This is a genomic window from Streptomyces sp. a15, assembly GCF_059026085.1.
On the sequence record NZ_JBWLKM010000023.1, the window covers coordinates 118,337 to 139,510 of the forward strand.

Annotated in this window: 21 protein-coding genes and 1 tRNA gene; 15 read left to right on the forward strand and 7 right to left on the reverse strand. The window is 70.7% G+C overall.

The features are described 5' to 3' along the window. Positions 1-37 precede the first annotated feature (37 nt). Positions 38-622, reverse strand: a complete 585-nt coding sequence (locus AC5P09_RS24120) for a 5-formyltetrahydrofolate cyclo-ligase (RefSeq protein ID WP_493875873.1) — start codon at positions 620-622, stop codon at positions 38-40. A gap of 132 nt (positions 623-754) precedes the next feature. Here AC5P09_RS24120 and galU point away from each other — a divergent pair, with 132 nt between their 5' ends. From galU to AC5P09_RS24155, 7 genes are all read left to right on the forward strand, one after another. Then, a complete protein-coding gene (gene galU, locus AC5P09_RS24125) occupies positions 755-1,657 on the forward strand; it encodes a UTP--glucose-1-phosphate uridylyltransferase GalU (RefSeq protein WP_493875874.1) in 903 nt (300 codons plus the stop codon). Between the two features lie 5 nt (positions 1,658-1,662). Further along, the gene (gene glp, locus AC5P09_RS24130; RefSeq protein WP_493875875.1) at positions 1,663-2,985 is read left to right on the forward strand and encodes a molybdotransferase-like divisome protein Glp; all 1,323 of its coding nucleotides are present in this window, start codon (positions 1,663-1,665) and stop codon (positions 2,983-2,985) included. A 62-nt stretch (positions 2,986-3,047) separates the two neighbouring features. Next, complete coding sequence (gene moaC, locus AC5P09_RS24135) at positions 3,048-3,527, forward strand: cyclic pyranopterin monophosphate synthase MoaC (RefSeq protein ID WP_391890271.1); 480 nt, start codon at positions 3,048-3,050, stop codon at positions 3,525-3,527. Further along, positions 3,524-4,030 (forward strand): MogA/MoaB family molybdenum cofactor biosynthesis protein, encoded by a 507-nt coding sequence (locus AC5P09_RS24140; RefSeq protein ID WP_329339857.1) that lies wholly within the window; start codon positions 3,524-3,526, stop codon positions 4,028-4,030. Before moaC ends, AC5P09_RS24140 begins: the two co-directional genes overlap by 4 nt. A gap of 20 nt (positions 4,031-4,050) precedes the next feature. Then, entirely contained in the window at positions 4,051-4,665 is a 615-nt protein-coding gene (locus tag AC5P09_RS24145; protein WP_266438176.1) for a GNAT family N-acetyltransferase, read from the forward strand. A gap of 184 nt (positions 4,666-4,849) precedes the next feature. Beyond that, positions 4,850-6,097: a divisome protein SepX/GlpR gene (sepX, locus tag AC5P09_RS24150; protein WP_493875876.1), complete on the forward strand. Its 1,248-nt coding sequence runs from the start codon at positions 4,850-4,852 to the stop codon at positions 6,095-6,097. A gap of 75 nt (positions 6,098-6,172) precedes the next feature. Further along, a tRNA-Ala gene (locus tag AC5P09_RS24155) sits at positions 6,173-6,246 on the forward strand. Positions 6,247-6,348: 102 nt separating this feature from the next. On the opposite strand, the gene AC5P09_RS24160 is transcribed toward AC5P09_RS24155, so the two are convergent. Next, the gene (locus AC5P09_RS24160) at positions 6,349-6,924 is read right to left on the reverse strand and encodes a PadR family transcriptional regulator (protein WP_493875877.1); all 576 of its coding nucleotides are present in this window, start codon (positions 6,922-6,924) and stop codon (positions 6,349-6,351) included. A gap of 83 nt (positions 6,925-7,007) precedes the next feature. Here AC5P09_RS24160 and AC5P09_RS24165 point away from each other — a divergent pair, with 83 nt between their 5' ends. Then, positions 7,008-7,403, forward strand: coding sequence for a nuclear transport factor 2 family protein (locus AC5P09_RS24165; RefSeq protein WP_493875878.1), 396 nt, complete (start codon positions 7,008-7,010; stop codon positions 7,401-7,403). Positions 7,404-7,456: 53 nt separating this feature from the next. Here AC5P09_RS24165 and AC5P09_RS24170 read toward each other — a convergent pair whose 3' ends face one another. Then, positions 7,457-7,933, reverse strand: coding sequence for a GNAT family N-acetyltransferase (locus AC5P09_RS24170; RefSeq protein ID WP_493875879.1), 477 nt, complete (start codon positions 7,931-7,933; stop codon positions 7,457-7,459). A gap of 67 nt (positions 7,934-8,000) precedes the next feature. Between AC5P09_RS24170 and AC5P09_RS24175 the strand changes: the two genes are divergently transcribed. After that, positions 8,001-8,804, forward strand: a complete 804-nt coding sequence (locus tag AC5P09_RS24175; protein WP_493875880.1) for an exodeoxyribonuclease III — start codon at positions 8,001-8,003, stop codon at positions 8,802-8,804. On the opposite strand, the gene AC5P09_RS24180 is transcribed toward AC5P09_RS24175, so the two are convergent. Beyond that, positions 8,801-9,445 (reverse strand): MerR family transcriptional regulator, encoded by a 645-nt coding sequence (locus tag AC5P09_RS24180; RefSeq protein WP_493875881.1) that lies wholly within the window; start codon positions 9,443-9,445, stop codon positions 8,801-8,803. The genes AC5P09_RS24175 and AC5P09_RS24180 overlap by 4 nt on opposite strands. 133 nt (positions 9,446-9,578) lie before the next feature. Here AC5P09_RS24180 and AC5P09_RS24185 point away from each other — a divergent pair, with 133 nt between their 5' ends. The 4 genes from AC5P09_RS24185 (at position 9,579) to AC5P09_RS24200 (ending at position 13,196) form a co-directional block, all read left to right on the forward strand. Then, the gene (locus AC5P09_RS24185; RefSeq protein ID WP_493875882.1) at positions 9,579-11,087 is read left to right on the forward strand and encodes a flavin-containing monooxygenase; all 1,509 of its coding nucleotides are present in this window, start codon (positions 9,579-9,581) and stop codon (positions 11,085-11,087) included. Next, a complete protein-coding gene (locus AC5P09_RS24190; protein WP_493875883.1) occupies positions 11,084-12,001 on the forward strand; it encodes an alpha/beta fold hydrolase in 918 nt (305 codons plus the stop codon). The genes AC5P09_RS24185 and AC5P09_RS24190 overlap by 4 nt, the downstream gene beginning before the upstream one ends. After that, complete coding sequence (locus AC5P09_RS24195; protein WP_493875884.1) at positions 11,998-12,882, forward strand: SDR family oxidoreductase; 885 nt, start codon at positions 11,998-12,000, stop codon at positions 12,880-12,882. Before AC5P09_RS24190 ends, AC5P09_RS24195 begins: the two co-directional genes overlap by 4 nt. 89 nt (positions 12,883-12,971) lie before the next feature. Next, entirely contained in the window at positions 12,972-13,196 is a 225-nt protein-coding gene (locus AC5P09_RS24200) for a hypothetical protein (RefSeq protein ID WP_493875885.1), read from the forward strand. Between the two features lie 156 nt (positions 13,197-13,352). Here AC5P09_RS24200 and AC5P09_RS24205 read toward each other — a convergent pair whose 3' ends face one another. Beyond that, entirely contained in the window at positions 13,353-16,628 is a 3,276-nt protein-coding gene (locus AC5P09_RS24205; protein ID WP_493875886.1) for a S41 family peptidase, read from the reverse strand. A 166-nt stretch (positions 16,629-16,794) separates the two neighbouring features. Here AC5P09_RS24205 and AC5P09_RS24210 point away from each other — a divergent pair, with 166 nt between their 5' ends. Both AC5P09_RS24210 and AC5P09_RS24215 read left to right on the forward strand, forming a co-directional pair. Then, complete coding sequence (locus tag AC5P09_RS24210; protein ID WP_493875887.1) at positions 16,795-17,394, forward strand: TetR/AcrR family transcriptional regulator; 600 nt, start codon at positions 16,795-16,797, stop codon at positions 17,392-17,394. 122 nt (positions 17,395-17,516) lie between these two features. Then, on the forward strand, positions 17,517-19,781 hold the full coding sequence (locus tag AC5P09_RS24215) for an MMPL family transporter (RefSeq protein WP_493875888.1): 2,265 nt from the start codon (positions 17,517-17,519) through the stop codon (positions 19,779-19,781). A 99-nt stretch (positions 19,782-19,880) separates the two neighbouring features. On the opposite strand, the gene AC5P09_RS24220 is transcribed toward AC5P09_RS24215, so the two are convergent. Together AC5P09_RS24220 and AC5P09_RS24225 are read right to left on the reverse strand one after the other, a co-directional pair. Continuing rightward, the gene (locus tag AC5P09_RS24220; RefSeq protein WP_493875889.1) at positions 19,881-20,339 is read right to left on the reverse strand and encodes a MarR family winged helix-turn-helix transcriptional regulator; all 459 of its coding nucleotides are present in this window, start codon (positions 20,337-20,339) and stop codon (positions 19,881-19,883) included. Between the two features lie 24 nt (positions 20,340-20,363). Beyond that, complete coding sequence (locus tag AC5P09_RS24225; protein ID WP_493875890.1) at positions 20,364-21,032, reverse strand: GNAT family N-acetyltransferase; 669 nt, start codon at positions 21,030-21,032, stop codon at positions 20,364-20,366. Positions 21,033-21,174 lie beyond the last annotated feature (142 nt).

Consider the following 21,174-nt stretch of genomic DNA (forward strand, 5'->3'; position numbering starts at 1 on the left):
CCACGCGCGCGTGGAGGGCCGTTCGGCGTTTCACGTTTCAGGAACCGTGCCGGAAGCGCCGCACCCCCGACGGCGTCACCACCGCGTCCACCGGCCGGTCGTGCGCCTCGGCGGGCACGCGCGCGACGACCTCGGAGTCGTACAGCAGCACCACCAGGGAGGGATGTGCGCCCGCGCGCTCCAGACGGGCGAGCACACGGTCGTACGACCCCCCGCCGCGCCCCAGACGCATCCCGCGCGCGTCGACCGCCAGGCCCGGCAGCAGCACGGCGTCGGCCAAGGACACGGCGTCCGGGCCCAGACGCTGCCCCGTGGGCTCGAAGAGGGCCATCTTCGAGCCGTGTTGGACGCGCGCGAGGGAGCCCTCCCCGGTGTACGCGCCCCAGTCCAGGTCGTTGTCCGGGAGAAGCGTCGGAAGCAGGACCCGCACGCCCCGCGCGCGCAGCGCGTCCAGCAGCGCGAGAGTCCCGGGTTCGCTCCCCACCGAGACGTACGCCGCCACCGTGCGCGCCCGCGCCAGCTCGGGCAGCTCCAGCGCCCGCCCGGCCAGCGCGACGGCGGCTTCCCGCACGTCACCGGCCGTCAACGTGTTCCTCACAGCGAGGATCTCTTGCCGCAACATACGCTTGTCAGGCTCGGCCGGACGTCCGACGGGACTCAAAGGTTGCACCCGTACCCTTCCAATACGCTCATATGAGAGCTAATTAACCGGAGCCTCAGATTCCCTGCAAAGACACCGGATAAGGTTGCGGGCATGACTCAGTCGCACCCTCGGATCAGCAAGGCTGTCATTCCCGCAGCAGGTCTCGGCACCCGGTTCCTGCCGGCCACCAAGGCCACTCCCAAGGAGATGCTGCCGGTCGTCGACAAGCCGGCGATCCAGTACGTGGTCGAGGAGGCCGTGTCCGCCGGCCTCGACGACGTCCTCATGATCACAGGACGCAACAAGCGCCCCCTCGAGGACCACTTCGACCGCAACTACGAGCTTGAATCGGCTCTTCAGAAGAAGGGCGACGCCGACCGGCTCGCCAAGGTGCAGGAGTCCAGCGACCTCGCGACCATGCACTACGTCCGCCAGGGCGACCCCAGGGGCCTCGGCCACGCCGTGCTGTGCGCCGCCCCGCACGTCGGACACGAGCCCTTCGCGGTCCTCCTCGGCGACGACCTGATCGACCCGCGCGACCCGCTGCTCAAGCGGATGGTCGAGGTCCAGGAGCAGCGCGGCGGCAGCGTCATCGCCCTCATGGAGGTCGCCCCCGAGCAGATCCACCTCTACGGCTCCGCGGCCGTGGAGGAGACCGAGGACAGCGACGTCGTCAAGGTGAGCGGCCTGGTCGAGAAGCCCGACCCGGTGGACGCCCCGTCCAACTACGCGGTCATCGGCCGCTACGTCCTCGACCCGCACATCTTCGACATACTCCGCAAGACCGAGCCCGGCCGCGGCGGCGAGATCCAGCTCACCGACGCCCTCCAGCAGCTCGCCGAGGACGAGAAGGTCGGCGGCCCCGTGCACGGCGTCGTCTTCAAGGGCCGCCGCTATGACACCGGCGACCGCGGCGACTACCTGCGTGCCATTGTCAGACTCGCATGCGAACGTGAGGACCTGGGCCCGGACTTCCGGACCTGGCTTCGCAGTTACGTAGCCGAGGAGATGTAGCAACGTTGAGCAGCGCCGCGCCCCGCACCACCGGCCAGGACCAGCTGTGGTCGGTGGACGAGCACCTGGACGACATCCTCGCGACCGTCCGCCCCCTCGAACCCATCGAGCTGCAACTCCTCGACGCCCAGGGCTGCGTCCTGGTCGAAGACGTCACGGTGCCGGTCTCCCTGCCGCCGTTCGACAACAGCTCCATGGACGGGTACGCGGTGCGGGTCGCGGATGTCGCGGGCGCGAGCGAGGAGTTCCCGGCGGCCCTGGAGGTCGTCGGGGACGTCGCGGCGGGCCAGGCCGACCTGCTGCACGTGGGGCCCGGCCAGGCCGCCCGCATCATGACGGGCGCCCCGCTGCCGCCCGGCGCCGAGACCGTCGTCCCCGTGGAGTGGACCGACGGCGGCCTCGGCGAGGGCCCGGTGACCGGAATGCGCGCCCGCGCCCTGTCACCCGACGGCGCCGAGGGACACGTGCAGGTGTACCGGCCGGCCGAGGCACGCGCGCACGTGCGCGCCAAGGGCAGTGACGTGCGGGCCGGGGACCGCGCCCTGGAAGCGGGCACCGTCCTCGGCCCGCCGCAGATCGCCCTGCTCGCCGCGATCGGCCGCGCCACCGTACGCGTACGCCCGCGCCCGCGCGTGGTCGTCATGTCCACCGGCAGCGAACTCGTCCAGCCCGGCGAGGAACTCGGCAGCGGCCAGATCTACGACTCCAACAGCTTCGCCCTCACCGCCGCCGCCGTCGACGCCGGCGCCATCGCCTACCGGGTCGGCGCCGTGGCCGACGACGCCGTAACGCTCCGGTCGACGATCGAGGACCAGCTCGTCCGCGCCGACCTCATGGTCACCACGGGCGGCGTGAGCGTCGGGGCGTACGACGTCGTCAAGGAGGCGCTGTCGTACGTCGGCGACGAGGACGAACCCGGCAGCGGCATCGAGTTCCGCAAGCTGGCCATGCAGCCCGGCAAGCCCCAGGGCTTCGGTTCCATCGGACCCGACCACACACCGCTGCTGGCGCTGCCCGGCAACCCCGTCTCGTCGTACGTCTCCTTCGAGCTGTTCGTCCGCCCCGCGATCCGCACCCTGATGGGGCTCGACGACGTCCACCGGCCGACCACCAGGGCGACCCTCACCACCGGCAAGGCGCTGACCTCGCCGAAGGGCCGCCGGCAGTTCCTGCGCGGGACGTACGCGGACGGCGCGGTCACCCCTGTCGGGGGCGCCGGATCGCACCTGGTGGCGGCCCTCGCGCACGCGGACGCGCTGATCGTCGTCCCCGAGGACGTGGAGTCCGTGGAGCCCGGCGCCGAGGTCGAGGTCGTCCTGCTCGGCTGAGCACTCCTGGTTGGCGGTACCGTGTCGCGCACAACAGGCCCGGACCGGGAGCACGACACAGTATGAGTACGCAGGACCGACTGACCCATATCGACGAGGCGGGCGCGGCCCGCATGGTCGACGTGTCCGGGAAGGACGTGACCGCGCGCACCGCCCGCGCCAGCGGCCGCGTCCTGGTCTCGCCCCGCGTGATCGAGCTGCTGCGCGGCGAGGGCGTACCCAAGGGCGACGCCCTGGCCACCGCGCGGATCGCGGGCATCATGGGCGCCAAGCGCACCCCTGATCTGATCCCGCTGTGCCACCCCTTGTCGGTGTCCGGTGTGAAACTGGACCTGAGAGTCGCGGACGACGCCGTGGAGATCCTGGCCACGGTGAAGACGACGGACCGCACGGGCGTCGAGATGGAAGCCCTCACCGCCGTCTCCGTCGCCGCGCTCACCGTGATCGACATGATCAAGGCGGTCGACAAGGGAGCGGTCATCACGGACGTCAGGGTGGAAGAGAAGACGGGCGGCAAGTCGGGCGACTGGAGCCGGGCATGACGTATCGCGCCCTCGTGGTCACCGCCTCCAACCGGGCCGCCGCCGGTGTCTACCAGGACAAGGGCGGCCCGCTGATCGCCGACGGCCTCAAGGGCTTCGGCTTCACTGTCGAGGGCCCGCAGGTAGTGCCCGACGGCGACCCCGTGGAGGCCGCCCTGCGCGCCGGCGTCGACGCGGGGTACGACGTGATCGTCACCACCGGCGGCACCGGCATCTCACCCACCGACCGCACCCCCGAGGCGACCCGCCGGGTCATCGACCACGAGGTGCCGGGCATCGCGGAGGCCATCCGGGCGTTCGGACGGGAGAAGGTGCCGACTGCGGTGCTCTCCCGGGGCCTGGCCGGAGTCGCCGGGCGGACCTTGATCGTCAACCTGCCGGGTTCTTCCGGCGGGGTGAAGGACGGACTGGCCGTCCTGGAGCCCCTGTTGGCGCACGCCGTCGACCAGATCCGCGGCGGCGATCACCCCAGACCCGCCGCCAGTAGTGGGGGTGCGAGCTGAACAGCCCATCCTGGCCCGTCGTGCTCGTGGACGGCGATGTCGTCCTGAGGCCGATAAAGATGCGCGACCAGCGGGCCTGGCGCGAGGTCAACCGGCGCAACCGGGACTGGCTGCGGCCCTGGGAGGCGACGATCCCGCCGCCCACGCCCAGCGGGCCCATCGCGCACCGGCCGACCTACCGCCAGATGGTCCGGCATCTGCGGGCCGAGGCGAACGCGGGCCGGATGCTCCCGTTCGTCATCGAGTACCAGGGGCGACTGGTCGGACAGCTGACGGTCGCCGGAATCACCTGGGGCTCGATGTGCTCGGGCCATGTCGGTTACTGGGTCGACGAGTCGGTGGCCGGCCGCGGAGTGATGCCGACATCCGTGGCGCTCGTCGTGGACCACTGTTTCCGAGCCGTCGGTCTGCACCGCATCGAGGTCTGCATTCGCCCGGAGAACGGGCCCAGTCGCCGGGTCGTGGAGAAACTCGGATTCCGCGAGGAGGGGCTGCGCCCGCGCTATCTCCACATCGACGGCGCCTGGCGCGACCACCTCGTCTTCGCACTCACCGCGGAAGAGGTGCCCGACGGGTTGCTGAGGCGCTGGCAGCGGGCACGATCCAGGAGCACGCCCCACGACAATCCCGCATAGCCAGGAAATTGAATAAGTGTTCGAAATTGATCGGCGGATGACCGCCTCGGGGCGTTGAATTCGCTACCTGGGCGACCTGTTGATCGCATCGGTCACAAAAAAAGCTCGAAATATCAGCCAGATCGTGCGACACACCGGCTCAATTGGCAGATGGCCTCACGCAAACCCCTCTACCGTGTGAGGCGTGAGCAGCAGCGGCCTCATCTACGCAGTCATTGTCGGGGCCTGGGCCGCCTACTTGGTGCCGATGTGGCTCCGTAGGCAGGACGAGCTGAACGAGGCCCGTCCGACGGAACGCTTCAGCACAGCCATCCGGTTGCTGTCCGGACGGGCGGGGATGGAGCGCCGATACGCCAAGGACCTGCGGGCGCGCTCCACCGAAGAGGGGGAGCCCAGCGCCGTGGACCCGGGAGCGGTCACCGATTCGGTGGACGTCCGGGCCTTCGCCATGCCTCCGACCCGGCCACAGACACAAGCAACGGTCCAGGCACAGGCGCCCGCACGGTCGGAACAGGTACGCGAACAGGTTCGTGAGCAAGCGCGTGAACCGGAGCGCGAACAGGTTCGTGAGCAGGTGCGCGAACCGGCGCGCGCATCCGACAGCGCGCCGCCCGCGCGCAAGCGCGTACCGGGTCCCCGGCGCACGCCCTCCGAAGAAGCGGCCGCGGCGCGCGCCCGGCGTACGAAGGTGCTCGCGCGCCGACGGCGTACGACGGTCATGCTCTTCATCGCCTTCTCGCTCGGCGCGATCGTCGCCGCGGTCGGCGGGCTCGCCTTCCTGTGGGCGCCCGGCGTGCCCGCGGTCCTGCTCAGTGGGTACATCGCGTACCTGCGCTCCCAGGAGCGCAGACGCTTCGCCTACCAGATGGACCGGCGCCAGGCCGAGGCCGCCGCGCAGCGACTGCGCGAGCGCACCCGCCAGCCCCGCCGCCGCGCCGCCGTCGACGCCGGCGCCGACTCCGAGGAGCCGGACGAAGGCCCTGAGCCGGAGACGGACCCCGGGATGTCGGCGCTCGCCGCGGACCGGCGTGCGCTCGTCGAGCAGACCGACCACGCGGAGTGGGTGGACCAGCAGCGGGAGCGCCAGCAGCGGCCCGCGCACGGTGACAGCTGGGACCCGGTGCCGGTGCCGTTGCCGACGTACGTGACCGCGCCGGTCGCTCCGCGGGCCACCTCCGACGTGGACCTCGGGGCGCCGGACGCGTGGAGTTCGGCGCGGTCCAGCGCCGTCACGCCCGAGCAGGAGGCGCGGCCCGGGGCGCGGGACGCGGGAGCGGAGGAACAGGCCGCCGACGCGGACGACAAACCGGCGGCCGACGGTCGCAGTGACGCCCGTCGCGCCGCCTCCGCCCGTCGCGCCCGTGAGCGTGGCCGTACGCCGCTGTTCGACCAGTACGAGGACGGGGACCGGCCGCGGGCCGCGAACGAGTAACCCGAGGTGTTTGACCAGCCCGGGAACGGATTTCCAAGCACCCGGACGGGGATGCTAGAGTTTCACTCGTTGCAAGGGCCTGTGGCGCAGTCTGGTAGCGCACCTCGTTCGCATCGAGGGGGTCTGGGGTTCAAATCCCCACAGGTCCACCGCAACGACTGTTCCGGGGTAACCCGGGGGCAGTTGACGAGATCCCGTCCGATCTGACCGATCGGGCGGGATCTTTGTGTTCCGCCTCGCCAATCGCCCTCTCAGGCCCGCCCGTTGGCGGCCGAGGCGCGCTGTTCCAGCCGCCTCAGGGCCAGCTTGCCCCACTCCAGGTTGTCCCGTTCGAAGGCCATGCCCCGCATGAGGGTGAGGTAGGGGCCGATGCGCTCGGCGGTGGTGACGTACTCGTCCTCGGTCCGTCCGTCCAGCAGGCGCCGGCGCAGACGCTCGTAGGAAGCCAGCTTGGCCGTGGCCCACTCCATGCGTTCGGCGATCGCGGCGCGTACGGCCTCGGTGTCGCCGGCGTCGACGCACTGGACCTTCACCATCAGCTCGTCCCGGATCGCCGTCGGCTTGCCGGGGAGTTCGGCGGTGTAGGCACGCACGGCCTCGAGACCGGCTTCGGTGAGGGTGAAGAGCCGCTTGTTGGGGCGCCGCTCCTGCTCGACGACGCGGGCCGAGATGAGCCCCTGGCTCTCCATGCGCTCCAGTTCCCGGTAGAGCTGCTGAGGGGTGGCCGTCCAGAAGTTGGCGACCGAGGCGTCGAATCCCTTCGCGAGGTCGTACCCGGACGCCTCGCCCTCCAGCAGTGCGGCCATCACCGCATGACGCAGAGCCATGATCCGATGCTAGCATCCCGTTGATTAATCAAAAAAGTGAGTATCAAGTCCAAGTGGGTATCAGGGGAGAGGTGGAGGATCTCATGCATCCCTTCCGGAAAGCCGTCGAGACCGCTGACATGGACGCGGTGGCCGCCCTGTTGGCGGAGAACGTCGTCTTCACCAGTCCGGTCGTCTTCAAGCCGTACGAGGGCAGGGCGATCACCGCCGCGATCCTGCGCGCCGTGTCGCAGGTCTTCGAAGACCTCACCTACACCCGGGAGATCGCGAACCCCGACGGGCTCGACCACGCCTTCGTCTTCACCGCGACCGTCGACGGCAAGCAGCTCACGGGCTGCGACTTCCTGCACTTCGACGAGGACGGCAGGATCGACGACTTCATGGTCATGGTCCGCCCGCTCTCGGCGGCCCGGGCCCTCTCCGAGGCCATGGGGGCACGGTTCGAGCAGATCGCCGAGGAAGCCGCCGGGGCTGAGTGACTGCCGCCGTCCAGGCGGCGGCAGCCTCATGACGACTGGGCGGCGCTACGGCGTTACAGCTCTTTGGCGAAGCACCGGCTCGACTCGAAGTGCCGGTAGTAGCCGAACTTGCCGCACGGCTCGTACCCGCTGGACGTGTAGAGGGCGATCGCCTCCGGCTGCTCGGTGCCGGTCTCCAGGACCATGCGTCTGCGGCCGGCCGCGCGGGCGTCCTCCTCCAGCGCGGCCAGCATGCGGCGGGCGAGGCCGCGGCCGCGCATCGCGTCTATGACGTACATCCGCTTGAGCTCGGCGTCCCCGTCCAGGTTGCCCTCGCCGTTGGTGTCCTGGCAGCGCCAGCCGCCCGTGGCGACGGGGGTGCCGTCCTCGTCGTACGCGATGAAGTAAACGCCGTTCGGCGGGTCGAAGTCCGACGGGTCCAGGGGCGTGGCGTCGCCGCCGTCGCCGTAGCGCAGGTGGTACTCGGCCTGGACCTGGTCGTTGAGCTTGACGGCGTCCGGGTGGTCGAAGGGGACGCGGCGGATATTCATACTGATCACCGTATATTAATTCATACTCGAACAAGGACTCGGTCCAGTGTGCCGGTATCGTGCCGGGGTGCTCACTGTGACTTCAGCCAATGTGAACGGACTGCGCGCCGCCTCGAAGAAGGGCTTCGTGGAGTGGCTCGCGGAGACCTCCGCCGACGTGCTCTGCCTCCAGGAGGTGCGCGCGGAGCCGCAGCAGCTGCCCGAGCACGTCCGTACGCCCGACGGCTGGTACGTCGTCCACGCACCCGCCGCCGCGAAGGGCCGCGCCGGCGTCTCCCTCTACACGCGCCGCGAGCCGGACCGCGTCCGGGTCGGCTTCGGCTCGGCCGAGTTCGACGGCAGCGGGCGCTATGTCGAGGCCGACCTGCCCGGCGTCACCGTCGCCTCCCTCTACCTGCCCTCCGGCGAGGTCGGCACCACGCGCCAGGACGAGAAGGTCCGTTTCATGGACGAGTTCCTCGCCTACCTCAAGGACCTCCGCGAGCGCTCCGCCGCCGACGGCCGCGAGGTCCTCGTCTGCGGCGACTGGAACATCGCCCACCAGCAGGCCGACCTCAAGAACTGGCGGGCGAACCAGAAGAGCTCCGGGTTCCTGCCGGAGGAGCGCGAGTGGCTGGGGCGGGTCTTCGACCCGGCGGAGGGCGGGTACCTCGACGTCGTGCGGGCGCTGCATCCGGACGTCGACGGGCCGTACACGTGGTGGTCGTATCGGGGGCGGGCCTTCGACAACGATTCAGGGTGGCGCATCGACTACGAAGTGGCGACGCCGGGTCTCGCGGCCAAGGCGGTCAAGGGGTACGTCGAGCGCGCGGCCACGCATGCCGAGCGGTGGTCCGACCATGCGCCGGTGACCGTGGTCTACGACCTCTAGTCCCGCTTCCGCATCCGCCGGTCCATCGCCAGCGACAGCTCCGCCTCCACCACGCTCCGTGCCAGCGGGCGCAGGCGTGGGAGGTCTTCCGCGGGGGCGTGGCGCAGGATCAGGTCGGCGAAGAGTTCGGCGAGGGCGTCGGTGTGTTCGCGGACGCGTTTGCCCGCGTCGAGGACCTCGGCCAGGGGGATGCCCTCGCGGACCAGGGCCGAGGAGACGTCCAGGAGGCGGCGGCTGATGTGGACGATCTCGTCGCCGTCGGTGCCGAGGTAGCCGAGCTCCAGGGCGGCGGCGAAGTTCTCGGGGGTGACCTCGCCCTCGAAGCGGGCGGCGAGTTCCTCGGGGGTGAGGCGGACCGGTTCCTCCTCGGTGGGGGTGTCCACGCCGAGGAGTTCGCCGACGTTGCGGCCGTGTTCGAAGGCCTCCGCCAGCTCCGCGATGCTGCTGAGGGTGTGGCCGCGTTCCAGCAGCGCCGCGATGGTGCGCAGGCGGGCCAGGTGGTGGTCGTCGTACCAGGCGATACGGCCCTCGCGGCGGGGCGGCGCGATGAGTTTGCGTTCGCGGTAGAAGCGCAGGGTGCGTACGGGGATGCCGGCCAGTCGTGCCAGTTCCTCCATGCGGTATTCGCGCTTCTCCGTCACGTGCGCAGCCTATGTCGTACCCGCGGTAACTTTCGTCGGCGCGGCCCCTACCCATCAGTACGGAGCTGCTCTACTCTCCCCATTGCGCCAGTGTTCACTGGCGGAGTTCATGGCGATGCGTGGAGGCTTCGGGATGGCCGAGCACGAGCACGAACATGTCCGGGTGGCGGTGATCGGGTCGGGGTTCGGCGGACTCGGGGCCGCCGTGCGGCTGCGGCGCGAGGGTGTCACCGACTTCGTGGTCCTGGAGCGGGCCGGCGGTGTCGGCGGGACCTGGCGGGACAACACCTATCCGGGGTGCGCCTGTGACGTGCCGTCGCACCTGTACTCGTTCTCCTTCGCACCCAACCCCGACTGGCCGCGCACCTTCTCCGGGCAGCAGCACATCCGCGCCTACCTGGAGCACGTGGCCGACGTCTTCCGGCTGCGCCCGCACATCCGCTTCGACTCCGAGGTCAAGACGATGACCTGGAACGCGGAGCGGCTGTGCTGGGACATCGAGACGGCCGCCGGCCCGCTCTCCGCGGACTTCGTCGTCTCCGCCACCGGTCCGCTGTCCGATCCGCGCATCCCGGACATCCCGGGGCTCGACACCTTCCCCGGCAAGGTCTTCCACTCCGCCCGCTGGGACCACGACTACGACCTGCGCGGCAAGCGGGTCGCCATGGTCGGCACCGGCGCCTCCGCGATCCAGATCGTGCCGGCCGTCCAGCCCCTCGCCGAGAAGCTCACCCTCTTCCAGCGGACCCCGCCCTGGGTGCTGCCCCGCGTCGACCGGGCGATCAGCGGGGCCGAGCGCGGGCTGCACCGGCGGCTGCCCTTCACCGGCCAGCTCAGGCGCGGACTCCTGTGGGGCATCCGGGAATTGCAGGTCCAGCTGTTCACCAAGCGCCCCGACGAACTGGGCCTGGTCGAGACGGTGGCCAGGCGGAACATGGCCCGCTCCATCAAGGACCCGGCCCTGCGCGCCAGGCTGACGCCCGACTACCGCATCGGCTGCAAGCGGATCCTGCTGTCGAGCGAGTACTACCCGGCGCTCGCCAGGCCCAATGTGGATGTCGTCGCGAGCGGCCTGAGCGAAATCCGCGGCCTGACCCTCGTCGCCGCCGACGGCACCGAGGCCGAGGCCGACGCGATCGTCTTCGGTACGGGCTTCCACGTCACCGACATGCCGATCGCCGACCGGGTGGTGGGCGCGGACGGCCGTACGCTCGCCGAGGCCTGGGCGGCGGGCGACGGGATGGCGGCGCTGCGGGGCGCCTCGGTGCCCGGATTCCCCAACTGGGTGACCGTCATCGGGCCCAACACGGGCCTCGGGACCTCGTCCATGATCCTGATCATCGAGTCGCAGCTGAACTACATGGCCGACTTCGTGCGGCAGTTGGGCGTCCTCGGCGGCCGGGTCGCCCTCGACGCCCGCCCGAGCGCCCTGCACGCGTGGAACCGGCGGGTGCACGAGCGCATGAAGCGCACGGTGTGGAACACCGGCTGCGACAGCTGGTACCTGGACGCGAACGGCCGCAACACCACCATCTGGCCGGGGACCACGACCGAGTTCCGGCGCGCGACGCGGCGGGTGGAGCTGAGCGAGTACGAGGTGCTGCGGACGTCAGCCGTGAAGCAGGCCGAGGTCAGCGCATGAGCCGCCTTCTCCACGTCTCCTCCGGCCCCTACGCCCCGCCCGTCCCCGCCCGCGAACTCACCGCCGTCTCCGCCGACGGCGCCCGTCTGCACGTCGAGGCGCACGGACCCGAGGGTGCCCCGGCCGTCGTCCTCGTCCACGGCTGGACCTGCTCGACCGCCTTCTGGGCTGCCCAGATACGGGAACTGGCCACCGACCACCGCGTGATCGCCTACGACCAGCGCGGCCACGGACGCAGCCCGGCGAGCCCCGCCTGCAGTACGGACGCCCTCGCCGACGACCTCGAAGCCGTACTCGAAGCGACCCTCGCGCCGGGGGAGAAGGCCGTGATCGCCGGTCACTCCATGGGCGGGATGACGGTGCTGGCCGCCGCCGGAAGGGCCGGTGTCCGGGAGCACGCGGCGGCCGTCCTGCTGTGCAGCACGGGCTCGTCACGGCTGGTCGCCGAGTCGCTGGTGATACCGATCCGGGCGGGCCGGCTGCGGACCGCGCTGACCAAGCGGCTCCTCGGCTCGCGCGCCCCGCTCGGGCCGGTCACACCGCTCGCCCGGCGGATCCTCAAGTACGGCACGATGGGCGCCGGTTCGGCCCCGCACATGGTCGAGGCCTGCGCCCGGATCGTGCACGCCTGTCCGCGCACGGTGCGGCACGCCTGGTCGGAGGTGCTCGGCCTGCTCGATCTCGACCACGGCGTACGGGCGTTGACGGCACCGACAGCCGTCCTGGTCGGCTCGGCCGACCGGCTGACGCCCCCGGTGCAGGCCCGCGCGCTGGCCGCCGCACTGCCCGACTGCATGGGCCTCGCCGAACTGCCCGGCATCGGCCACATGACACCGGTCGAGGCGCCCGAGCCGGTCACCGGGAAGATCCGTGAACTCGTCGCGACGTACGCGCACATCAAGGAGGGCGCATGACCAGGGTCAGCCTCGAAGGACAGGTCGCCGTCGTCACCGGAGCCGCGCGCGGCGTCGGGGAGCTGCTGGCCCGGAAGTTGTCCGCGCGCGGCGCGAAGGTGGCGCTGGTCGGCCTGGAGCCGGACGCGCTCAAGCAGGTCGCCGAGCGGCTGCACGGCGACAGCGCCCACTGGTACGCCGACGTCACCGACCACGAGGCGATGGCCCGGGTCGCCGAGGAGGTCAAGGAGCGGTTCGGGAAGGTCGACATCGTCGTCGCCAACGCGGGTGTCGCCACCGGCGGTCCCTTCGTCGACTCCGATCCCGTGGCCTGGCGGCGGGTGATCGAGGTCAACCTGATCGGATCGGCGGTGACCGCGCGGGCCTTCCTGCCGGTGCTGATGGAAAGCCGGGGCTATCTGCTGCAGATCGCCTCGCTGGCCGCGATCACGCCGGCGCCGATGATGACGGCGTACTGCGCGTCCAAGTCGGGCGTGGAGGCGTACGCGCACAGTCTGCGCGCCGAAGTCGGCTACAGGGGCGTGCGGGTGGGCGTCGGGTACCTGTCGTGGACCGACACCGACATGGTGAGGGGCGCCGATCAGGACGACGTGATGCGGGAGTTGCGGCAGCGGCTGCCGTGGCCGTCGAACAAGACGTATCCGCTGGGGCCGGCGGTGGACCGGATCGTCGCCGGGATCGAGCGCCGGTCGAGCCATGTGTACGGCCAGTGGTGGCTGCGCGGGACGCAGGGGGTGCGCGGGTATCTGCCCGCGGTCATCGGGACCGTCGGACAACGGGAGATGCGGCGGTTCGCCACCCGGCTGGAGGGCATGCGGACCGGGCTCGTCGGTGCAGGTGGGGCGGCCGATGAGGAGGCTCGCGCTACGCACCGTGACTGATCGACATGCGTGCTGTGACCGCCCATGTGAATCTGGTCGAGGCCCCGCCAAGGGGCCCCAGCAACCACCCACCACGGGAGTGAACCCACATGGGTATGAAGGACAAGTTCCAGGACAAGTCGGAGCAGTGGCAGGAGCAGGCCAAGCAGAAGGCGCAGCAGGCGCGGGAGCGCGGCGAGCGCGGCGAGCGCGGCCAGGAGCCTGGCCGGGAGCGTGGCCGCCAGGGGCAGGACCCCATGCGTGAGCGTGACGAGGAGTCGGAGCGGATGCGGCGCGAGGAAGAGGACCGCCTCGCGCAGGACTACGACGCCTGACGCTTCGGTTGGCTTCGGCCTCTGAACGTGGGGTGCCCTTCTTTGGAAGGGTGCCCCACGTTTTGCTTGCGTTTGGGGGTGCGTTGTCGGGTGCGGGTCGGTGGGGGCTGGTCGCGCAGTTCCCCGCGCCCCTAAGGGAAGCTGCCCTTCCCCCGATCAGAGGCGCGGGGGCAATTTGGGCCTTGAGTGGTTCGGGACGTTCGAGTAATCCGGGGGTGTCGCCGGGGGGTTGGTCTCCAGGAGGTCCAGGGCGAGTTTCACCGCGTCGTCCAGCTGGGCGTGGCGGCCCTCTGCCCAGTCCAGTGGGGTGCGTTGGATTTCCAGGTCGGGGATGACGCCGTGGTTTTCCACGGACCAGCCGTACGCGTCGAACCAGGCCGCGTTCATCGGCACCGTGATCACCGTGCCGTCGCCCAGTTGGTGGCGGCCGGTCATGCCGACGACTCCGCCCCAGGTGCGCTGGCCGACGACCGGGCCGAGTTTCAGCAGCTTGAAGGCCGCCGTGATCATGTCGCCGTCCGAGGCGGTCGCCTCGTCGGCCAGGGCGACCACCGGGCCGCGCGGGGCGTTGGAGGCGTACGACACCGGCTGGGCGTCCCGGGTCAGGTCCCAGCCCAGGATGCGGCGGGTCAGTTTCTCCACGACGAGTTCGCTGATGTGGCCGCCGGCGTTGCCGCGTACGTCGACGATCAGGGCGGGCCGGGACACCTCCATGCGCAGGTCGCGGTTGAACTGGGCCCAGCCCGAGCCGCCCATGTCGGGGATGTGCAGATAGCCGCAGCGTCCGCCGCTCAACTCCCGTACGACGGCCCGGCGTTTGGCCACCCAGTCCTGGTAGCGCAGGGGGCGCTCGTCGAGGAGCGGGACGACCGCCACGCGCCGCGCCCGTCCCTCGCCCTCGGCCGGGGTGAACGTCAGCTCCACCGTCGTACCGCCCGCTCCCGCGAGCAGTGGGTAGGGCCCGGTCACCGGATCCACCGGACGGCCGTCCACGTGGGTGAGCACCGCGCCCTCCCGGATACCCGTGCCGGCCAGCGGTGAACGTGCCTTGGAGTCGGAGGACTCGCCGGGCAGGATCCGCTTGACCATCCAGCCGTCGTCCCGGCGGACGAAGTTGGCGCCGAGGAGGCCCTGGCGGCGCTGGTAGTGCGCCGGGCCCTCGTTGCGGCGGGCGGCGGAGACGTAGGCGTGAGAGGTGCCGAGTTCGCCGAGCACCTCGCGCAGCAGGTCCGCGAACTCGTCGGGGGACGCGACCCGTTCGACCAGCGGACGGTACTGGTCGAGCACCGCGTTCCAGTCGATGCCGCACATGCCGGGTTCCCAGAAGTAGGCGCGGATGAGCCGGCCGGCCTCGTCGTACGCCTGACGCCACTCGGCGGCCGGGTCGACCTCGTGCAGGATGCGCCGTGAGTCGATCCAGACCGTCGAGTCGCTGTCGCCGATCTCGTTGGAGGGCACCGCCCGCAGGTCGCCCTCGTCCACGACGACCAGCCGCGAGCCGTCGCCGCTGACCGCGAACCAGTCGAGGTGCTCGACGAGTTCGGTCTTCTTCGCCTTGGTGATGTTGAAGAACTCCAGGGTCGGCCGGCCGCTGGTGTCGTCCGGGTTGGCGAAGGTCTCGCCGAGCGCTCCGGAGATCGGCCAGCGCAGCCAGACCAGGCCGCCGCCCGCGACCGGGTACAGCGCCGAGTACTTGGAGGCGGTGACCGGGAAGGGCGTCACCCGGCTCGCCAGGCCCTCGACCTCGACGGTCACCGTGCCGTCGCCGCCCTCGTCCTCCTCCACCGGGTCCAGGCCCCCGGCGGCGGGCCGGCCCTCCGGGTTCAGTGCGAAGGGGGAGGGCGTGGCGGAGGACAGGGGGACCAGGTACGGGCGGCAGCCCAGCGGGAAGGACAGGTCGCCGGTGTGCACGTCGTAGACGGGATCGAAGCCGCGCCAGGACAGGAAGGCCAGATAGCGGCCGTCCCTCGTGAACACCGGGTTCTCGTCCTCGAAGCGGCCGTTGGTCACGTCGACGATCAGGCGGTCCTTTATCCGCGCCATCTTGATCTGCCGCAGTGACCGTCCGATCCCCGGGTGCGACCACGTCAGCCACGCCCCGTCCGGAGAGAAGGCGAGGTCGCGCACCGGCCCGTTGATCGAGCGGATGAGCTCCGTCACCTCGCCGTCGGAGTCCTCGGTCTCGCTGTCGGAGTCCTCCGTCCCCGCGGCGGTAGCCGCATCGTCGGACACTGTGATGAGCAGCAGCCGTCCGTCGTGCGAGGCGATGGCGAGGCGCTCGCCCTGCGGGTCGGATACCAGCTCCAGCACCCGCCCCAGCTCGCCGGACGCGAGCCGCCGGGGCTCGCGGTCCCCGGTCGCCCTCGGGAGGTAGGCGACCTCGATCGCGTCCTCGCCCTCCGCGTCCGTCACGTACGCGACCTGGCCGACCGGGCCGAGCATCTCCGGGAGCCGGACCCGTACGCCCGGGGTGTCGGTGATGGTGCGGGCGGGCCCGTCACGATGGGTCAGCCAGTACAGGCTTCCGCGCACGACCACGGCGCTCGCGCGGCCCGTCTCGTCGACCGAGATGCCGTCCACGTGCTGGGTGGCCGGGACCTGGTACCTACGGCGTCCCGCGCGTGGCCCGCTCAGCCGTACGTCGAGCCGGCGGGGCACCGAGTCCGCGGCGAGGTCGTCGACGATCCACAGATCGCCGGCGCACTGGTACACCACCCGGGTGCCGTCACTGGCCGCGTGCCGGGCGTAGAAGGCGTCGTGGTCGGTGTGGCGGCGCAGGTCGGAGCCGTCGTACGCGCACGAGTAGAGGTTGCCGATGCCCTCGTGGTCGGAGAGGAAGGCGATCCGGCCGCCGACGAACATGGGGGAGTGGAGATGGCCCTGCAGGTCGGCCAGCAGCCGCTCCCCGTGCAGCCACAGCCTGCCCATCGCCCCGCCCCGGTAGCGCTTCCAGGCGGCCGGTTCGTGGGGTGGGGTGCCGGTGAGGAGCAGGGTCTTGCGCTCGCCGTCGAGGTCGGCGACCTGGATGTCGGAGACCGGGCCCCAGGGGAGCTTGCGGCCGGGGTCGCCGTCGGGATCGACCTTGTAGGCCCAGGTGAAGTACGAGAAGGGCTCGCCGTGCGAGGCGACGGCGAGGATCGTCCCGTTCGGGGTCCAGCCGCAGACCTGGGTGTCGGCGGACCCCCAGTGGGTGAGCTGCCGGCCCGGCCCGCCGTCCACCGGCACCAGATGGATCTCCGGGACCAGACTGCGCCAGCTCGTGTACGCGAGATGGCGGCCGTCGGGCGAGAAGCGCGGGTGGCCGACCTTGGTGCGGTCGACGGTGAGCCGCCAGGCGCGGCCGGGACCGTCGAGGGGGGCCAGCCAGAGGTCGTCCTCGGCCACGAAGCACAGCAGTTCGCCGCTCAGATGCGGAAGGCGCAGATAGCTCACCTCCCCATGCTTTTCCTCCGGATGGACCCGGGCAACTTATGAAAAAATCCGGGCGAGGTCGCCTCGCGTGACGGGCAACACGAACGAAACAGTTTCGTTTCGCTTGAGAGTGCGCTACATTCGTCACGTACGAAACCGTGTCGTTCGGAGTGGGAAGGTGAGACAGATGGCTGAGGTCGCAACGGTGCGTCGCAGTCGGATCACGCCCGAGCGCGAGGCCGAGCTGTACGCGGCCGTGCTCGAACTGCTCCGGGAAGTCGGCTACGACGCCCTCACCATGGACGCCGTGGCCGCCCGTACGCGATCCAGCAAGGCGACCCTCTACCGCCAGTGGGGCGGCAAGGCCGAGCTGGTCGCGAAGGCCATGAAGCACAACAAGCCGGGTTCCATCGGCGATGTCGACACCGGCTCCCTGCGGGAAGACTTCCTCACCCTCGTGTCACGCGAGGACGACTGCACCATGGAGCGGAACTCCGACCTGATGCGGGCGCTGGCCATGGCGGCCCACTCGAATCCGGACCTCATGCGGGCGCTCAGGGAGCTGCTCATCGAGCCCGAGATGGGTGAGTTCCACCGAGTCGTGCAGCGCGCTGTCGACCGTGGCGAGCTCCGGGCGGACTGCCCCGCGCTCAAGTACGTCGTACACATGCTGGTCGGCGCGTTCGCCACCCGCACGCTCATCGACGAGCTGCCCCCCACGCAGGAATTCCTGCGTTCGTACATCGACGCCGTCGTCCTCCCCGCCCTCGGCGTCCCCACCACCTGAGACCTCCCCGCAGTCACCACCTGACGTCACCGCTCAAGTCGTCGGGACGATCACGCCTGCCCCCCAGCGGGCCGATCACCCCTTCCCTGCACAACACACGACCTGACCGGGAGTACGCCCTCGTGGCCACGTTCCTCTACAAACTCGGCCGGCTCGCCTTCCGGCGACGGCATTTCGTCGCCCTGATATGGGTCGCCCTGCTGACGCTCGCGGGCGTCGGCGCGGCCTCCGCGCCCGCTCCGGGCACCACCTCCTTCTCCATCCCCGGCACCGAGGCGCAGAAGGCCTTCGACCTGCTGGAGCAGCGTTTCCCCGGCGCCAGCGCCGACGGGGGGACCGGGCGCATCGTCTTCAAGGCACCCGACGGCGAGAAGATGACGGACGCCGACAACAAGGCGACCGTCGCGAAGACCGTCGAGGAACTGGGCGACGGTTCCGAGGTCGTCTCCGTCACCGACCCGTTCACGACGAACGCCGTGAGCAAGGACGGCACGGTCGCCTACACCTCGGTGAAGTACGACACCCCCGGCATGGAGCTGAAGGACTCGACCCGGGACGCCCTGGAGGCGGCCGGGGACGAGGCGCGGGCCACCGGGCTGACCGTCGACATCGGAGGCGACGCCCTCCAGGCCGCGGCCGAGCCGGGGGCCATCGGTGAGGTCATCGGCCTCGCCATCGCCGCGGTCGTCCTCGTCATTACCCTGGGCTCGCTGGTCGCGGCCGGACTGCCGCTGCTGACCGCGATCATCGGTGTCGGCATCGGCGTCTCCACCATCACCGCCCTCGCCAACGCGCTCGACCTCGGCGACACCACCTCCACGCTCGCGCTGATGATCGGCCTCGCGGTCGGCATCGACTACGCGCTGTTCATCGTCTCGCGCTACCGGGGCGAGCTGGCCGAGGGTCGCGACCGCGAGGAGGCGGCAGGCCGGGCCACCGGCACCGCCGGCTCGGCGGTGGTCTTCGCCGGTCTCACCGTTGTGATCGCCCTCGCGGGCCTCTCGGTCGTCGGTGTCCCGATGCTGACCAAGATGGGTCTCGCGGCGGCGGGCACGGTCGTGGTCTCCGTCCTCATCGCGCTGACCCTCATCCCGGCGCTGCTCGGATACGCGGGCAAGAAGGTCCGCCCGACGGGCGAGAAGCGCAAGCGGCGTGGCGGCAACAAGTCCGAGGCGCCCGCGAAGTCCGAGGCGCCCGAAAAGTCGGCGGCGCAGGCCAAGCCCGGCCTGGGCGTCCGCTGGGCGAGCTTCGTCATCCGCCGTCCCGCTGCCGTGCTGCTGCTCGGCGTGGTCGGTCTGGGCGCGATCGCCGTCCCGGCCACCCAGCTGGAGCTGGGCCTGCCCGACGACGGCTCGCAGCCGACGTCCACGACGCAGCGCCGGGCGTACGACCTGCTGTCGGAGGGCTTCGGCCCCGGCTTCAACGGCCCCCTGATGATCGTGGTCGACGCGAAGAACAGCGACGACCCCAAGGCGGCGGCCACCACGGTGACCGACGGGATCAAGGGCCTCAAGGACGTCGTCACGGTCACCCCGGCGACGTTCAACAAGGCCGGCGACACCGCGACGATCACCGTGATCCCGGACTCCAAGCCGTCCTCGGTACAGACCGAGGACCTGGTGCACGCCATCCGTGACCAGGGCGCCGACGTCAGGGCCGACACGGGCGCGAGGGTCCTGGTCACCGGCACCACCGCGATGAACATCGACTTCTCGCAGAAGCTCACCGACGCGCTGATCCCGTACCTGGCCCTGGTGGTGGGCCTCGCCTTCCTCCTCCTCATCGTGGTCTTCCGCTCGATCCTGGTCCCGCTGAAGGCGGCCCTCGGCTTCCTGCTCAGCGTGCTCGCCGCGCTGGGTGCCGTGGTCGCGGTCTTCCAGTGGGGCTGGCTGAGCGGCCTGATCGGCGTCGAGGAGACCGGCCCGATCATGTCGATGATGCCGATCTTCATGGTGGGCGTCGTCTTCGGTCTCGCGATGGACTACGAGGTCTTCCTCGTGACCCGCATGCGGGAGGCGTACGTCCACGGCGAGTCGCCGAGCCAGGCCATCGTGACCGGCTTCCGGCACAGCGCCCGGGTCGTGGCCGCCGCCGCGGTCATCATGATGGCCGTCTTCGGCGGCTTCATCAGCTCCAGCGAGTCGATGATCAAGATGATCGGCTTCGGCCTCGCGATCGCCGTCTTCTTCGACGCGTTCGTCGTCCGCATGGCGATCGTCCCGGCGGTGCTCGCGCTGCTCGGCAAGAAGGCCTGGTGGCTGCCGAGGTGGCTGGACCGCGCCCTGCCCAACGTGGATGTGGAGGGCGAGGGACTTCGCACGCAGGACGACCTGAAGACGGTCGGCGACGCGGATCCGGACGAGGACCGGGAGCTGGCGCGCGTCTGACGCGTACGGCTTCCGCCGCTCGACCAGCCGGTGAGGGCTCCGTGGGGACGGGGCGCCCTCACCGGCTTTTCCTCGTCTCAGCCCAGTGGCGTGTCGGTCTCAGCCCAGGGGGGTGTCGAGGAGTTCGGTCAGGGTGCGCTTGAAGTCGTCGGTCCGCGGGTCGTCCAGCCCGCCGAGCGGGGCGAGCAGCTGGTCGAGCAGCAGCTGTACGGCGTCGATGGCGGGCCGCACGGTCTCACGGCCCTCCTCGGTGAGCGCCAGGCGCACGACCCGGGTGTCCTCGGCATCCCGGGTACGCCGGATGAGCCCGGCCGCCTCCAGGGAACGGGCCAGTTTCGACACGTACAGCGCCTCGAGCCCCGTGTAGTCGGCGAGCTCCCGCTGACTCGGCTGCCGGCCCGAACGTTCCATCCCGCTGAGGGAGGCCAGCAGGACGTACTGGGCGTGGGTGAGGTTCAGGGGCGCGAGGGCCTGGTCGACGGCGGTACGCCACTTGTTGGCGAGGCGCCAGACGAGGTAGCCGGGGGTGGGGGAGGGGGCCTTCGGTGCGTCACTCACAGCGGATACGGTACATGGCTACCTTTATTGAGGGTCAGGGCTTGTCGCGCGCCCGAGGTAGGTGACCTCCGTCGACTCCGCGCCCGGCACCTCGATCTCGTGGAAGCCGAGGCGGTCGTAGAAGGACCGGGCGGGAGTATTGGCGGTGAGCATGGAGAGGTGCACGGCCGGTACGCCCTTCTTGTGCAGGGCGTCGAGGAAGGTCCGCATCAGGGCGCGCCCGTAGCCTCGCCCCTGCCGGTCGGGGAGCAGGTCGATGTGGAGATGGGCCGGGTAGGCGGCGACCTCCGGGACGAGCATGCGTTCGGGGTGGTGGAGGAGGGGGACGATCTGGTCGTCGGGGGTGCGGGGCGGTCCACTGGTCCGATTGGGCTCCGGGTACCGATCGGCGACCATCGGCAGCCACTTCGCCCGGTAGTCCTCGACGAAACGGGGCGTGTCCGCGGTGCCGAGGATGTAGCCGACGGCTTGTCCGTGTCCGTCGTCCAGCACGAAGGCCAGGTCCGGCTCCAGGTGGACGTACGGTGCCGCGAAGATCGCCGGGAAGATGCTGGGGTCGGCGTAGTGGGGGCGGCTGTCCTGGCCGACGTGGGCGGTGCGGATGCAGATGTCGTCGAGGGCGGGGCGGTCGGCGGGGGCGTAGGGGCGTACTGCGGGTGCGGGTGCGGGTGCGGGTGCGGGTGCCGAAGTCATCGTCGTACGGTGCTTGGTCGGGAGCACGCTTGCAACCCCGTTCATTCTGGCCGGCAACGGTTCAGCGTGAGGTGGGCCGCCGGGCGAGGTGCCAGCCTGTGGGGCTGGTCCTGTTCCCAGCGGCCTCCTCCCGAACCCGTCG